Consider the following 15,316-nt stretch of genomic DNA (forward strand, 5'->3'; position numbering starts at 1 on the left):
CCCGTCATCCCGCCAGCCAGGACGACATGCCGAGCATGAACTGCGTCAACAACTCGTCGCTGGTGAGGTAGAGCAGCAGCAAACCGCCAAGCAGGACGAACGGCACCGAGACGAAATAGACCGCGATCGACGGCGTCAGCTTGTTGATGAGGCCGACCGAAAAATTGACGATGACAGAATAGACGATGAAGGGGCTGGTGATCCGCAGCGTCAGCACGAACGCGTCGGTGAGGCGGCTCGTGAGCTGATTCAGCGCCATCTCGCCGCTCAGCTTCTCACCGGGATGCCAGACGTCGTAGGAGTTCATCAACCCGCGCAGGACCTGCCAATGCTGGTCGGTCAGGAAGAACAGGGTGGTGACCGCGGCCATGATCAGCGGCACCGAGGCCGGCGTCGGATCGTTGTCGCCGATCGGCACGCCTGGGATGTTGCTGAGCCCGATCGCGCTCGCCATGACGGTGGACATGGTCTGAAGCGCGAGGAAGAACACGCGCCCGCCGAGACCGATGACGCTGCCGACCAGCAATTCGGTGCCGATCAGCAGCGCGAGCGTCAGCGGTGGTGCATCGTCCACGAGCGGCTTCAGGACCCCGACCAGAATCGGCGACAGTGCGAACGTCGTGACAAGCGCGACGAACAGGCGGATCTGCGGCGGAACGTTCGTGCTGGAATAGCCGGGCACCAGCATCAGGCAAGAGCCGATACGGCAGAACACGATGAACGTAGCGAGCACGTTGTCGGCGAGGCCGCTGATCACGAGATGGCTCCGAGCGCCCGGATCTCGGCGCTGCGAGCGACCTCGACATGCGACAGGATCGGCAATGTCGGGAACACCCGTTCCAGGATCATGCGGACATAAGGGCGGGCTTCCGGGGTCACCGCCAGCACCACGCTGGTGCCGTCCTCGGTGAATTTCCGGATCGCGGCGCTGGCTTCGGTCGCGAACTGTTCGATCAGCCGCGGGTCGGCGTCGAACTCGACGACGTCGCCCTTGCCATCGCGCTTCAGGCTCTGGTGGAAGGCGAGATCCCAGCGGTTGCCGAGGCGAAGGACGTTGAGCACGCCATTGTCGGAGAGGTCGCCGCAGATCTGCTGGGCCAGGCGCATGCGCACGTGCTCGGCGACCTGCTCGGACCGCCGCACATGAGGCGCGATCTCGGCGATCGCCTCGAGGATCAGATGAAGATTCCGGATCGACACCCGCTCACCCAGCAGGATCTTCAGGATCGCCAGCAGGCCCGAATAGGAGATCTGGGACGGACAGAGATCGTCGACCAGGCGCTTGTACTCCGGCTCGAGCCGGTCAAGCAGTCCGCGCATGTCCTTGTAGGACAGCAGCTGGGAGAGGTTCGCCCTGAGCACCTCGCTCAGATGCGTGAGCAGCACCGACAGATTATCGACCGGCTTGCAGCCCTGCCGCTTGACCTCGTCGGTGAAGGCTTCGGTCACCCACAGCGCCTTCATGCCGAACGCGGGCTCGATCACCTCGTCGCCGGGCACGTCAGGCTTGCCGTCCTTGTCCACCAGCACCATCACCTCGCCGATCCTGAGCTCGCCATGGGCGACGCGGGTATCGTGGATCCGGATCTGGTAGCCCTTGGGGTCGATCGACAAATTGTCCGACAGCTTGATCTCGGGAACGACGAAACCGTACTGCTTGGCAAACTTCTTGCGGATCTTGCTGACGCGGTGGGCAAGCTCGTTGCGCGAGCCGAGCAGGTGGACCGACAGATGGCTGCCGAGCGACAGCTCGATCTCGGCCGTCTTGAGCGACTCCTTGACGGATTCCTTGGCATCGCTCTGCGCACGCTCTTCCGCCTTGCGCGCCGCCTCCTTCTGCTGCGCAGCCGCTTGCCGCCTCGGCAGCGAGTAGCCGACAAAGGCCATGACTCCGCCCAGGAGCACGAACGGCCCCATCGGCAGCCCCGGCATCAAGGCGAGCACGAACATCATCAACGAGGCCGCCGACACCGCGCGCGGGTAGCCGCCGAGCTGCCGCAACACTGCCTGCTCCGCCGACCCCCTGGTGCCGCCCTTGGAGACCAGGAGGCCCGCCGAAAGCGACACGATCAGTGCCGGCATCTGCGTAACCAGACCGTCGCCGACGGAGAGCTTGGTGTAGACGTCGGCAGCGCGCGACAGCGTCAGACCGTGATGGGTGACGCCGATGATGATACCGCCGAAGATGTTGATCGCAGTGATGATCAGGCCGGCGATGGCATCGCCGCGGACGAATTTCGAGGCACCGTCCATCGCGCCGAAGAAGGAGCTTTCCTCTTCGAGCTCGCGGCGCCGACGCTGAGCTTCCTTGTCGTCGATCAGGCCCGCCGACAGGTCCGCGTCGATCGCCATCTGCTTGCCCGGGATGGCGTCCAGGGTGAAGCGGGCGCCGACTTCGGCGATACGGGTCGCGCCCTTGGTGATCACGACGAAATTCACGGTGACCAGGATCGCGAAGATGATCAGGCCGATGACGAAGTCGCCACCCATGACGAACTTCGAGAAGCCGGCGACGACATGGCCCGCAGCCTGTTCGCCCTCCCCGCCGCGTGACAGGATCAGGCGGGTCGTCGCAACGTTCAGCGCCAGGCGCAGGATCGTCGCGATCAGCAGCACGGTCGGGAAGGCGGAGAAGTCGAGCGGCCGCTGAATCCACAGCGCGACCATCAGGATCAGGGCCGACAGCGCAATCGAGAAGGCAAGGCCAAGGTCGATCAGGATCGGGGGTATCGGCAGGAACAGGATCGTGAGCATGGCCACGATACCGCCCGCGAAGAAGGCGTCCGCGCCGAAGCGTCGCGGGTTGGGCAGGCTAGCAGCTAAAGTATCGGCCATAGGTCACCGGCAGCGGGGTCCGCCCTGCAATTTGCCCCGCAAAGCTTACGCGGGGGTGGTGGCCGGAACGTTCCGCGGATCAGAAGCCGTGCTCGATCCGCGAATAGACCATCTCGGTGAAGGTGGAGATATGCGCGCCGATGAAGGAGCCGGAGACGGCCACGACCACGAGGATGACGACGATCTTCGGAACGAAGGTCAGCGTCGCCTCCTGGATCTGGGTCAGCGCCTGGATCAGCGCGATACCGATGCCGACCAGCATCCCCGCGCCGACCGCGGGTCCGCAGGCCACGAGGATGGTCCAGATCGCCGCCTGGACGATGTCGAGGGCGTCCCGCTCGTTCATGGCTAGCTGATCGTGAGGCCGGGGCCGACCGCGACCTTGGTGCCGTCATCGAGGGTCGCGACGGAGCCATTGCTGTTGATGGAGATCGAGGCGACCTTGCCGGTGAACGTCGCTCCGGTCGAGTCGGTGAAGCTGACGTTCTTCCCGATCAGCCCGTCCGCCTGCGACAGCGCCTGTGAGGACAGTAGCGAATCCAGCTTCGTATTGGTCTGCATCGCCTGCTCGACCGACGACAGCTGGGCAAACTGGCTCATGTATTGCGACGTATCCATCGGATTGGTCGGATCCTGGTTCTTCATCTCGGCGATGAGGAGCTGGAGAAACGTGTTGTAGTCGACGGTGTTTTTCGACGTCGAATTGGTGGACGAGGGCGAGTTGGTCGAATTGGTGCCGGTGGTATCGGTCGCGCTGGGGACGTTCATGTGCCTCTCCGCTGTCAGGCAGCCTTGATTGGGGATTCGGTGGTGGCGCCGGCGAGGATCGCCTGCTCCAGGGGAAACAGCGCCCGGATCCGCTTGAGTGCCTCGAAGTAGCGGGTCCCGCCGACCATCTCGTCGATCGCGGCGAGCCCGTTCAGCATCTCGCGGTTCTCGCACAAAGCGAGCAGGGCCGCGTGGTGCTGCCCATAGAGCGAAGCGGCGGCGGCGATATCCGTCGGGTTCATCAGCATGAGCTGGACGATGAAATAGAGCTGGCGCATCGCCGTTGTGGCGTCGGAGGCCTGCATGACCTGCCCCTCGAGCAGGAACATCACGTCGTTGACGAGCTCGAGCGAGACCTTGCGGTCCACGCGCAGCACCGCGCCGTTGATGTAGACCCGTTCGCCCGCCCGCAAGGAAATCTTCATTAAAGCGCGTCTCGGATCATGCGGTTGATTTCGACGAGCTGCATCACGTCGTTCGATTGTTCTTCGCGAAGGCGATCGGCTTCCTTGACGACCCACAGGCCGATCGAGATGATGTCCGCGCGCAGCTGTTCGGGCAGTCCGTTCTCCGGATGCGCGAGATCCTCGATGAAGATGGTCCACAGCCGCCGGACGTAGAGCAGGCTCTGGACCTGATCCTCCCTGCTGTGGTGCTCGTTCTGGAGCCGCTCCAGCCGGTCGATGCCGAGGCTGAGCGCCTGGCGCTCGCGCCCCCGCGCCTCGTAGCCGCTGTCTTCAACGACCGTTTCGTAGGCTTCAAAAGTCATCCGGACAACTCTGCGCAGAAAATTGCAAGAAACTAAAGGCGAACGCGACCGCCGCTCAGGCTCAGAGATAGTTGATGAGGCTGATCTTCTGGAGCCGCGAGGTGAGCGCGAGCGCCGTCTGGATCTGGGTCTGCAGCGCATTGACGCGCACCGACGCTTCCGTCGGATCGACCTTCTCCATGCCGACGATCTGATTGTTCAGAATGTCCTTCTGGGTCTTGAGCTTGTCGGTCGCGGTGGTGAGCCGCTGCTGGACCGTGCCGACGCTGCCGCCGAGCGTAGCGAGGTCGGTAATGGCGCTACCGACGAGGCCGATGGCCTTGTCTACGACGACCTGGAACGTCGACTGATTCAGGTTCGCATTCCCGAGATCGGCCATCATCGTATAGGCCTCGGCAAGCTTGCGGAAGCCGGTCTGGTTGGCGCTGACGGAGGTGTCTGCGATCTCGGTCGTGGAGATGCGGCTTTGCATGACCTGGTCGGTGGCCGATGACCAGTTGGTGTTCCAGGCCGGGCTCGCGAACTCGGCGTCGAAGCTGGTGTTGAGGAAGCTCTGCATTTGAGCAGGCGTAATGCTGCTCACGCTGGCCGAGGATTGCGAGAAGCCGAAGGTCGAAAGAAAATCGCTATCGACCTGGTTCTTGCTGGCCGAGCCGGCGGCGTAAGCCGTGATCGGCTGGTTCTGCGTGTTGATGCCCGAGAACAGATACGAGCCGTTATAGGAGATGTTCAACGCGCCGATCAGATCCTGGAGGTTGGAGGACGCGGGCGGCAGGATGATCCGCCCGCCGCCGTCGGTGCTGCGGGCCGCGATCAAGTCCTTGAGGAAGTCCGTTGCGGTCGAGCTGAGCTGCGTGATGCGGTTCTGGGTCACGTCCAGGCGTCCCGAGACGAGCCCGTTGGTATCGACCAGCTGGTCGGCGAAGCTCATGTCCGCCCGCAGGGTGACGTCGCCTCCCGTCGTGGCACCGAGCTCGAGGCCGACATCGGCGAAGCGGCCGGTGGTAGCCTCCGTCGACGCCTTGCTCAGCGCAGCCTGGTTGTTCGTGATCGAATACCTCAACGACGAGGACAACATCAGGGTGGAAATGTAGTTGGCGCTCATCATGACTAATTCCCCACGGCGGCTAGCAAGGCTTGCATCATTTGGTCAACGGTCGAAATGATCTTCGACGAGGCCGAATAGGTACGCTCGACCTGAAGCATCAACGACATCTCGTCGTCCATGTTAACGCCGTTGACGTTCGACAACGCCGTCGTGCTGCGGTCGAGCAACGTGCTCTGATACTGGGAGTTGTTGTTGGCGGTCTTGCGTTGGTTTTCGATCCAGCTCGTCGACGACGCCGCGAAGTCGATCAGGCTGCCGTTCGGCTTGCCCTGCGTGGTCGCATCGAATGGCTGCGACGCATCCATGTTGCCGATGAGTTGCTGAAGCCGGGTCGAATAGCCGCCGCTGCCGGCGGAGTTGTATCGGTAGGCGACGTTGCCGCTGATCGCGCCGTCGCGCAGCAGATTTGGGTTGCCGCCCTGGGCCGGATCGACCGATGCGGCAACCGAGATCGTGCCGGCGAGGCCCGTCGAGACGGTGGCGCTCGCCGGAATCGCCGGCGCGCCGGGACTATAGGTGAAGAGACCGGTAACGTCGGGCAGCCCCGCGCCCGACTGGTCGCTTTCCTTGAAGGTATTGATCAGGCCGCGGGCGACTTCGTCGAGCTGGCTCTGATAGGTGACCGTATCGTTGTCGCGCAATTGGGCGAGACCGGCGAGCTTGCCGGACTTGATCGGCATCACCGAATTGGCGCCGGTCACGGGCACGCCGTCGATAAAGACCGCATTCCCCGTGATATTCGCCGAATAGGAGGTGGTCGGGGCGAAGCTCACCGCCCGCGCCGTCTTGTCGAACAGCACCACGCCGCTGTCGGTGTAGAGCGCGGCATCGCCGTTGGTGCGGATCGACATCGTGACGCCGACCTCCTGGGACAGCTTCGAGACGATGCTGTCGCGCTGGTCGAGATAATCGGTCACATCGTCGCCGGCGATCGTCCCCTTCACGATCGCCGTATTGACGGTCTGGAACTGGGAGAGCAGCTGGTTGATGTTCTGGACCGAAATGTTCATGTCGGCATCCGCGCCCTCGCGGACCGACTGCACGGTCTGGGTTGCCTGGTTGAGTGCGGTCGCCATGTCCTTGGCGGAGGTGACGGCGGCCTGCGCCAGCGTGGTGTTATCTGGGGCGTTGGCATATTGCTGCAGCGCCTGCTTCAGCGCATTGAGCTGCGCCGTCGGCGACTGGTCGAGCTGCGGATCGTCCACCGTGGCAGACGCGATCTTCTGGAGACCGTCATAGATCGCGCTCTGCGTGGCGGCCGCGGAGGTCGCGGTCAGCACGTTGCTGTACAGGCCTGAACTGGCGGCGCGCTGGATCGCCGCCACATAGACGCCGGCGCCGGGAAGATTGTCCAGCACCGTGATCTTGCGCGAATAGCCGGTCGAACTGGCGCCGGCGATGTTGCGCGAGACGGTCGACGACTGGACACCCGACGCCATGAGCGAATTGCGGGCGGAGTCGAGGGCTGAGGTAAGGGACATGGCGTGCTCTTGAACGTTCTCTTGCCCGGGATCGGCGCTGAGGGACTCAGCGCTTCAGGTTGACGACGACGTCGAGCAGATCGGCGCCGGTCTGGAACGATTTCGAGTTCGCGGTGAAGCCACGCTGCGCCTCGATCATCGAGGTCAATTCGTTCGCGAGATCGACGTTGGAGTCTTCCAGCGCGCCAGACTGGATGGTTCCGAGACCGCCCTGGCCGGCCAGGCCAACCTGCACGTTTCCGGAATCCAGGTTCGGCGAATAGACGTTGCCGACCTCGGGCGTCAGATGGTCCGGGCTCGGCACGGTGGCGAGCGCGATCTGGAAGCTCGGCAGCTGGGTGCCGTTCTTGAGCACCGCAGTGACGACGCCCTTGCTGTCGATGTTGACCTTCTCGACGGCGGACGGCGCGTTACCGTCGACGGTCGCCTTGAAGTCGAAGCTCGATGCGACCTGGGTCATGGCCGACATGTCCATCGTGAACGGGTAGGTCGTCCCGCCGCTGGTAACGGTATAGGAAAGCGTCTTCGGGCTCGCCGCAGCCAGAGCTCCCTTGCCGGCCGATGTCGTGTCGAAGGTGAACGTGGTGGAGCCAGTTGGCGTAAGCAGTGACGCTCCATTGTAGGTCTGGATATCCCAGGTGTTCGCGCCGGTATTCTTCATATAGACGTCGAGCGTCACGGCGTTGCCGATGTTGTCATAGGTCACCATCGACGTCTTCGAGGTGTAGTTGGTAGGGCTTGCCGGTCCCGCACTGCTCGTTGCACTCGGATCCAGATTGGCCGCGACGGTGGCCTTGGTCGAAGCCGATGCCTGCAGTGCCATCTGATTGACGTTGACGACCTGGAGGCCGCCGAAGCCGTTGGCAGAAACGTTGGGCGCTGCGCCATTCTGGATGTTGTAGCCCATCAGCTGGAAGCCGGCCGTGTTGACGAGGTTACCCGTGCTGTCGGGCACGAACGAGCCCGCACGGGTGAGGAAGTTGTTGCCGTTGGTATCCTGCACGACGAAGAAGCCCTTGCCCTGGACTGCAAGGTCAGTCGTCGAGGTCGTGAACTGAAGGTTGCCGGGATCGGTGATGGCGTAGCGGACCGTGGTCTCGACCGCGCCGGAATCGTAATTGCCGGAGCCGCTCTTCAGGATCAGCGAGGAGAATTCCGTCGAAGCCCGCTTGTAGCCGACCGTGTTGACGTTCGCGATGTTGTCCGAGACCGTCGACAGCTTGTTGGACTGCGCGTTCATACCGGAAACGCCGGTGCGCATAACACCATACAGGCTCATGAATTGGGCTCCTTTGGCAGATTGTGGTTACAATGGGGGGTCTTGCTTGCGCGGGGCTGATGGTCAGTGGCGATGCACAACTTCATGCGGCGTATCGTCGTTTCACGTCGTTGATTCATGTTGTTCTGGGTTGGCAGAACGAGCGCGCCTTGTCGGTCCACGCGCCGAAACCGCTGGAGACGAGATGCGCGACGATGTGGCAGACGTAACGCTTCTGCGCCGGTTGATTGTTGGGGCCGGCATTGTAGCGGGCGACCGCCATGGTCCAGCTTCCCTCGCGTTGCTTCAGCTCCTTGAGGAAGCGCGCGGCGTAGTCGACGTTCTTGGCCGGATCGAACATCGCGCGCACCGACGTGAACTTGTCGCCGTGAAAATAGTGGTTGATCTGCATGCAGCCGAGATCGATCAGCTTGATGCCCTTGGCTCGCATCGCTTCGAAATTCGCCATCGCATCATCCATGTCCTTGGCGAACACGGTCTGCCCCTCCGCACCGAGCGCGTAGGGATAGAGCGCGCCGCGCCGGCCGGTCTCGGTGAGACCGACGGCATAGAGAATACCGAGCGGAATCCCGTGCCGCTGCGAGGCGCGCGCCATCTCGCGCTCGCAGGGGCGCGTAGTGTCGGTCGCCGCCGCCTCGGCCGCGCTTGCGCTAAAGATAAACAGGGCCGCGACGAGTATGCGGCGCCACGTCCTGGTCATGACGTGCCTCCTGGTTGGGCTGCTGATCCTGCCGGGCTTGCCCGGCTCCGCCGTCCGACTGACCGGACGACGTGCCCGCGCCGCTGAACGCGCCTTGCGACTGGGATGATTGCTGTTGCTGGCCCGGGAGCTGCGGCTGCGACTGGCCGGATCCGGCCTGGAATCCGTCGAGTGAGCCGTGCTGTACGGGCGCGACGTCGGCCACGTAGCCCGCCGACTGCATCAGGTCGCGGATCTGGTCGCGCTGCTGATCCAGCATCGTGCTGGTGTCCTTGCGTTGGGCGGCGAGCTGAACCGACACCTCGGTGCCGACGAGACGAAGGCGCACGGTGACATTGCCGAGCGCCGGCGGCTCGAGATTGACGGTAAGGATCTTGAGCGGCTGATCCGGTGCATTGCTCTGGGCGCCCACGAGATCGGCCGCGGCGGATGCGGCCGGCGTAGTCGAACCCTTCAGCTCCGACACCACTGCATTTGCGACCTGCTGGGTCGCGCTGAACTGCGGCACGGGAGGCAGATGCGTCTCCTGCTGAACCACCGTGACCTTGGTCGTTTCCGGCAAGGCATCGCGGCCTGCGGACTTTGCGGCGCGCTCGACATTCGCCGTGACGGCTTCGAACCCGGATGTGGCGGCGGGCATGGCTTTCGATTGAACGTCGCTTTCATCCGGCATCGCCTGCAGGGTCGCCGCGGCCGGCAGCGGGCGCGGCCCGGAGGCATCGGCCGTGGAACGCGCGACGGTCGATGATGCTGCGGCGGATCGCGCGACATCTGCCGTCGCCTTTGCGTCGGCGATGCTCTGAACTTCGCGCTTCGCTGTGGAGGGTCGTTCGTCGCGCGCCGAAGTGTCCTTCTTGTCGTTCGACGGTTGCGGCGTCTGCATCGTCACGGCCTGCGCGGCGGCGAGTTCCTGCCCCACGATCGTCGGAACGCTCAATCTGCTCGGGACGTCCGCCTTCGCCGTTTGATCGACCGGGTCTTTCTTGGTCGACGACTTAGGCTCCTCGGTACGCTCGTGCACCAGCTCGTCCTTCGGCGTGTCGGGCTCGGTCAGCTGAGCCAGGCGCGGACGTACCGAAGCAGCCTTTGCGGTGGTGTCGCTACCCTGATCGTCCAGCGCCCGCTTGGCCATGTTCGAGACGGTGTGGAGCAGATCGTGAAACGATGAATCGTCCGCCGTTTTCACACCCGCCGTCGCCGTGCCCTTTGCTGAGCGGGACACCCCGCGCGTAAGGGTTTCGGCGAGGCCTGCGAAAAGCTGTCCGGAAGTTCCGCTAAGCTTGGTCATGGACGGCGATCCTTGGTGAGAAGCTCCAGTTCGCCGAGCTGCGTCTGGGCGCGCGCGAGCATTGCGTTCGACGACGCCAGATCGATCCGCGCCGGCGTGACCGGCGGCTTGTCGGCCGACACGGCAGCGGTCGGACCTGCAATCGGCTTACGGACGTCGAGCGCGAGCTGGAGGGTTGCATTGAGAAGAAGGACGTCGCGCTCCGCCAACTTCGCCCGGTCGAGCGCCTTCAGCTCGGCAAAGCCGCCGTCATATTCGTCGGTGAGCACGCGGGATGCGCCGCGGTAGAAATGGGCGCGCTCGCGATCTGGCGTGGCATCGGCACTGAGCGTCAGCGCCCGCTCGCCTGCGAGCCGGGTAACGGTGAGTTTGCCGCGAACCAGCGCGCCGCGCGCGATCACCAGATAGAGCTTGAGGCGGCTGGCACGGTCGACCTGTTCCAGCAGCGCCGCGATCCGCGCAAAGCGGCGATCATCCAGCGCAAGACTCGATTGCGTCAAGCCGGTGGAGAAGCGCTGCCAGAAATCGCCGGCATAGACCGAGTTGCGGTAGTGGCGGATATAGGCCAGCGTCAGGAACTCGAACTTGTCGAAATCCTCCGCCTGCCCGACCAGCAGGATCTCGCGCCGCAGTGCCGCCTCTTCCACCAGCGTGCCGGGCAGCAGCAGGCGCGCGTCGTCGAGACGCTCGATCGCGAGCGATGCCTCGGAACGAGCGAACAACGCGCCCTGGACCAGTGCGACCTGCCCGCCCATGCCGGACGAGATCGTGCGCGGCTTGACGTCCTTGAGCAGATCCTTTGCCTCGTCCTGCCGGCCTTCGACATAAGCGAGCGCACCGTCGAACAGCCGCGAATCCACATTGATCTTGTCGCGCGGCAGCTTGCGGACGATCTGCGGGGCGCCGCCGCTGAGCAGATAGATCACGACCGCCTGGCCGTTCTGCGGATTGCTCCACACGCTCGCGTCGGCGGCGAGGAATTTTTCGCCGATCTGCCGGATCAGCGCGATGTGGCTGGCGTGCGCCGCGGTGTCGCCATTGGCGATGCCGTCCTGCACCGCCTGCAGCGCGCGGACCAGCTCGAACGGCTCCCCGGACGGCGCTGTCGGTTCGGCAGCTGCGCGTGTCGCCACGAGCGACAGCACCATCAGCATCACGACGCGGAGCAGCGGCCTGGTCAAGGGCGCTTCTCCCGGATCAGGATCTCGATCCGCCGGTTTTGCGCGGCTGCCGGATCGTTCTGGATTTTCGGCCGGCGGTCGGCATAACCTTCGACATGCTCGATCCGCTGCGCGTCGACGCCGGAGCGAACCAGCATGTAGTAAGCCATCTGCGCGCGCGCCGAGGATAGCCGCCAATTGTCGTAGTTGTCCGACTTGTAGGGCCGATTGTCGGTATGACCGCGAACGATGATCATGCCGCGGCGCTTCGCGATCAGTGGGCCGATCTTGTCGATGACGCGAACGAGCTCGGGCCGTGGCTCGGCCGAGCCGACCGCGAACATGCCGAAGCTCGCATCGTCGGTCAGGCTGACCAGCAAGCCCTCCTCGACCTGACGGACCTCGGCCACCGGCCCGGCGCCGGCCTTGATATCCGACAGGGCATCGGCGATCGCAGACTGAAGCTGCTTGACGGTCGGCTGCTGGGTCTGGGCCGCGTCACGCTGCTCGGCTTCCTTCGGAGCGTCGGTCGGACGAGCCTGCGGCGCGGCATTGGCCTGAAGATTGGCCTGCGTGTTCGGCTGAACGCTGCCGTCGCGGGCAGACGATGATGGCGCCGATCCCGGCGGCAACAATGGGGACTGGCTCGCGGACGACGCCTGCGCGTCGGGGGCCACGCTGCCGCCGGCATCATCTGTCCTGCCGCGGCGCGGCTCGCCTTGATTTGTGTCGGCCGGATTGTCGCGTGCCGAAGCATTCGGCTTCGGCTCGCCATCCATGATCCTATCGGCTTCCTTCGAAGCCTCGGGCGCGAGCTTCCAGTAGCCGGGATCGAACGGGTCGCGATAGGCGTCACCGCCCTTGAGGCCATCCTCTTCGGCCGACGTCAGCGCACCGGCGCGCCGCTGGCCCGAGGCCTGGTTCGAGCTCGCTGCGATTTCGGCGAGCGTTGCGTAGGGATCGCGGAACAGAACCTTCTCTTCGTAGAAGGGCGGCTTCTCGGCCGTCGGAGAGTCGCCGCGGCGCTCCTCGTTCGGCCCGGACGGCTGGCGCTTGCCATCCTGCCCCTCGAACGTCGTCGGCTCCTTCTTGGTGAGATCCTTCAAGCCTTTCGGCGCAGGTGCGTTCTCCGCGAGCTTGATCGGGTTGAAGTAGCTCGCAACCACCTGCTTCTGGTCCTGGTTGAGCGCATTGAGCAGCCACATCACCAGGAAGAACGCCATCATCGCAGTCATGAAGTCCGCATAGGCGATCTTCCAAACGCCACCGTGCGCCTTCTCGTCTTCGAAAGCGCTCCGCCGGCGGATAATGACGAGCTCGTGCTTGACCTCCTCCATGGTGAAACTACCGGCGTGCCTCTTTCAGCCGATCCATCCAGGTCGAGATCTGCGTCTCGATCGTGGTCTGATCGGCGAGGACGCGAACCTCGACGGTGTCGGCGGACTGGTATTCGACGCCAGAGCGGCCGGCCAGATTGAGTTGCGTCCTGACGAGGTCGATGAGTTCGCTGGGTCCGGTGACACGGAACGCCGGCACCGGGGAATTCGAGGTCAGCGCCGAGATCTGCTCGACCAGGGATCCGATCGCCTTGTCGCGGACCGCATCGGCGAGGAACGGCAGCAAAATCCGCGCGACCGAGCTTGCAATGTTGCTCTCGATCTCGCGGCAGGCCGCGTCAAAACCGTTGACGATCGCGACCGCCTGCTGGTCTGACCATTTGGCCCGCTCCTCACCGAGCCGGATCGCGCTGCGGACGCGCTCTTCGGCGAGCTTGGCTTCGCCTTCCGCAAGGCCTGCGGTATGGCCGCGCCGATAGGCGTCTTCGAGCAGATTGGCCGGCGCGGCTTCCGGCGCGTGCGCCGGAGGCGGCTGAAGTTGGGGCTGCGCCTGCGCCTGACGCTGCGGTTGAGGCTCGCGACGGACTTCCTTTCTCGTCAGTGCGTCCTGGATCTTCGGCGGCGGAGGCGGCGGCGACTTGGCCCGGCCGTTCGCGTCGAATTGCGTCAGGAGTTTCCCGATTGCCGCGTTCATGCCGCCTCCTCGCGTCGCATCCAGTCTTTAAGGATTGCTGCCGCCTGCATCTGATCGAGGCGGACGATCTGCTCCAGCCGCTTCTGCGGCGTGCGCTGCATCTTGCCTTCGAGGTCCTCGACGAGGTTGAGCTCGGCATCCTGACTGTCGGCCAATGCGAGGGCCGAAGCAGCCTCGAGCTCGGCGGCCTCGGCCGCCTCGGTCTGCTCTTGCGCGGCGCGATGGGTCAGAATGCCGTTGACCGCGGGTCGAAGCCCGAACCAGACCAGCATCGAAGCGACGGCCAGGATCGTCACCGCGTTGATGACGCTGCCGAGCTGCTTGTTCATCATCTCGACGAAGCTGATTGGCGGCACCGGCGCGAGCTCGCGCGAGCCCTCCACGAAGTCGACCGCAGTCACCTGGATTTGGTCGCCGCGCGCCTTGTCCAGTCCGCCGGCAGTCGCTGCGAGCTGGCTGATCTCGGCGAGCTTGCTGTCGACGATGGCCTGGTTGGTCTTGTCGCCGAGGTCGGCGACAAGCCGCGTGCGATTGACCAGGACCGCGATGAAGAGTTTCTTGACCGAGTAACCGTCACTGACCGTCGTCGTGGTCTTGGACGACACTTCGAAATTGGTAACGTCCTCGCGGCGTGTCTTGTCCTCGCTGGAGTTCTTGGTGCCGCCGGCGTTGACCTGCTGGTCCGGAAGGTTCTGCTGGACGGTGGTTGGCGTCGAGCGATCCGCGTTCGACGATTTTTCGTTTTCGCGGACATTGCGGACCGAACGCTCGGCGCGGGTCTCAGGATCGTAGACCGTCTCGTTGATCTGGCGCTTGTCGGTGGAGAGCTGCGGCGCGACGCTGACCTCGAAATTGTCCAGGCCGAGATAGGGCGTCAGCGCCTTGCGGATGTTTTCCTGCACCATTCCGCCGACCGTCTTCTGGAGGCTCGCCATCTTGGTCGGCGCGGCGCTGGCCTCGTCCTCCTCGGCCAGCAGCATCGAGCCGTCGGCGTCGAGCACGGTGACCTTGTCGCGCGTCATGCCGGGAATGGCGGCCGCGACGAGATGGCGGATCGATTGCGCCGTGCGCGCCTCGAGCGCGCCGTCGGTGCGCAGCACGACCGATGCGGAGGGCGGCTGCTGCGTGGCGCGGAACGAACCGCGCACCGGCATCACGATGTGCACCCGCGCCGCCTTGACGCCCTTCATCAGCTGAACGGTGCGCGCGATCTCACCTTCGAGCGCGCGAAGCTTCGTGACCTCCTGCATGAAGGAGGTCAGTCCGAGCGAGCCGATCTTGTCAAACAGCTCGTAGCCGGAATTGGCGCTGGTCGGCAGCCCCTTCTCGGCCAGCAGCATCCGCGCCTGCGCGGTTTGGCTCGGCCGCACCGAGACGGCATCGCCGGCTGCGCTGATATCGAAGGCAATGTTCTGCTCGCGCAGCGCGGCGCCGATACGCGTCACGTCTTCGCGGTTGAGGCCGGTATAGAGCGTCTCGAATTCCGGCCGGCTCAGGTAATAAGCGCCCCCGACCACGGTGACGAGGACGGCGAAGCCGATCAGTCCCAAGGCCATCAGACGTCGCGGCCCAAGTTCCAGCAGATTGTTGAGCAGCTGCTGTAGCTGCGCGCGACTGAGCATATGACCTCGTACCAATGCGAACGGTGATGACATTCCGCTGCGAACCTTGTCTGAAGGTTGCGCGAACACGCGAATGTGTCGCTTCGCAGGCGAGGCGCTGCAATTCTACCAGACTTTGGGTAACGCAGGCAGGTCGATGGCAACGAGCGGACGATCGAACGTGTTACCGCGCGATCGGCTGCAGCGTGTTGCACAGGTCTGGCGTCAGGAGGTCGATTACGGGCACATCATGTGCCGTCACTTCCGCCGGTCACGGCGGGGACCGTGCTCCCTCG

15 protein-coding genes are annotated in these 15,316 nt (G+C 64.3%); all 15 read right to left on the minus strand.

Features of this window, described 5'->3' with window-relative positions:
* Positions 1-4 precede the first annotated feature (4 nt).
* Positions 5-757: a flagellar biosynthesis protein FliR gene (gene fliR, locus ACP2YP_RS31730; RefSeq protein ID WP_426420143.1), complete on the minus strand. Its 753-nt coding sequence runs from the start codon at positions 755-757 to the stop codon at positions 5-7.
* Positions 754-2,835 carry a flagellar biosynthesis protein FlhA gene (flhA, locus tag ACP2YP_RS31735; RefSeq protein ID WP_426420144.1) on the minus strand — a complete coding sequence of 694 codons (2,082 nt, stop codon included), beginning with the start codon at positions 2,833-2,835 and terminating at the stop codon, positions 754-756. Before flhA ends, fliR begins: the two co-directional genes overlap by 4 nt.
* Positions 2,836-2,914: 79 nt before the next feature.
* Entirely contained in the window at positions 2,915-3,181 is a 267-nt protein-coding gene (gene fliQ / locus ACP2YP_RS31740) for a flagellar biosynthesis protein FliQ (protein WP_200469599.1), read from the minus strand.
* Between the two features lie 2 nt (positions 3,182-3,183).
* The gene (gene flgD, locus ACP2YP_RS31745; RefSeq protein ID WP_426420145.1) at positions 3,184-3,603 is read right to left on the minus strand and encodes a flagellar hook assembly protein FlgD; all 420 of its coding nucleotides are present in this window, start codon (positions 3,601-3,603) and stop codon (positions 3,184-3,186) included.
* 14 nt (positions 3,604-3,617) lie between these two features.
* Positions 3,618-4,028 (minus strand): flagellar biosynthesis repressor FlbT, encoded by a 411-nt coding sequence (gene flbT / locus ACP2YP_RS31750; RefSeq protein ID WP_426420146.1) that lies wholly within the window; start codon positions 4,026-4,028, stop codon positions 3,618-3,620.
* A complete protein-coding gene (gene flaF / locus ACP2YP_RS31755; protein WP_426420147.1) occupies positions 4,028-4,372 on the minus strand; it encodes a flagellar biosynthesis regulator FlaF in 345 nt (114 codons plus the stop codon). Before flaF ends, flbT begins: the two co-directional genes overlap by 1 nt.
* Positions 4,373-4,433: 61 nt before the next feature.
* Positions 4,434-5,480, minus strand: a complete 1,047-nt coding sequence (locus ACP2YP_RS31760; protein ID WP_426420148.1) for a flagellar hook-associated family protein — start codon at positions 5,478-5,480, stop codon at positions 4,434-4,436.
* A gap of 2 nt (positions 5,481-5,482) precedes the next feature.
* Positions 5,483-6,961 (minus strand): flagellar hook-associated protein FlgK, encoded by a 1,479-nt coding sequence (gene flgK, locus ACP2YP_RS31765; protein WP_426420149.1) that lies wholly within the window; start codon positions 6,959-6,961, stop codon positions 5,483-5,485.
* A 46-nt stretch (positions 6,962-7,007) separates the two neighbouring features.
* On the minus strand, positions 7,008-8,240 hold the full coding sequence (locus ACP2YP_RS31770; protein ID WP_426420150.1) for a flagellar hook protein FlgE: 1,233 nt from the start codon (positions 8,238-8,240) through the stop codon (positions 7,008-7,010).
* Between the two features lie 115 nt (positions 8,241-8,355).
* Positions 8,356-8,940: a transglycosylase SLT domain-containing protein gene (locus tag ACP2YP_RS31775; protein ID WP_426420151.1), complete on the minus strand. Its 585-nt coding sequence runs from the start codon at positions 8,938-8,940 to the stop codon at positions 8,356-8,358.
* Positions 8,891-10,228, minus strand: coding sequence for a flagellar hook-length control protein FliK (locus tag ACP2YP_RS31780; protein WP_426420152.1), 1,338 nt, complete (start codon positions 10,226-10,228; stop codon positions 8,891-8,893). Before ACP2YP_RS31780 ends, ACP2YP_RS31775 begins: the two co-directional genes overlap by 50 nt.
* Positions 10,225-11,409, minus strand: a complete 1,185-nt coding sequence (locus tag ACP2YP_RS31785; protein ID WP_426420153.1) for a chemotaxis protein — start codon at positions 11,407-11,409, stop codon at positions 10,225-10,227. The genes ACP2YP_RS31780 and ACP2YP_RS31785 overlap by 4 nt, the downstream gene beginning before the upstream one ends.
* A complete protein-coding gene (locus ACP2YP_RS31790; RefSeq protein WP_426420154.1) occupies positions 11,406-12,725 on the minus strand; it encodes a MotB family protein in 1,320 nt (439 codons plus the stop codon). The genes ACP2YP_RS31785 and ACP2YP_RS31790 overlap by 4 nt, the downstream gene beginning before the upstream one ends.
* Positions 12,726-12,732: 7 nt before the next feature.
* The gene (locus ACP2YP_RS31795) at positions 12,733-13,419 is read right to left on the minus strand and encodes a hypothetical protein (protein WP_426420155.1); all 687 of its coding nucleotides are present in this window, start codon (positions 13,417-13,419) and stop codon (positions 12,733-12,735) included.
* Positions 13,416-15,041 carry a flagellar basal-body MS-ring/collar protein FliF gene (fliF, locus tag ACP2YP_RS31800; RefSeq protein WP_426420156.1) on the minus strand — a complete coding sequence of 542 codons (1,626 nt, stop codon included), beginning with the start codon at positions 15,039-15,041 and terminating at the stop codon, positions 13,416-13,418. Before fliF ends, ACP2YP_RS31795 begins: the two co-directional genes overlap by 4 nt.
* Positions 15,042-15,316 lie beyond the last annotated feature (275 nt).

The sequence above is a fragment of the Bradyrhizobium genosp. A genome, assembly GCF_049949275.1.
In the GTDB taxonomy this organism is placed as follows: Bacteria; Pseudomonadota; Alphaproteobacteria; order Rhizobiales; family Xanthobacteraceae; genus Bradyrhizobium.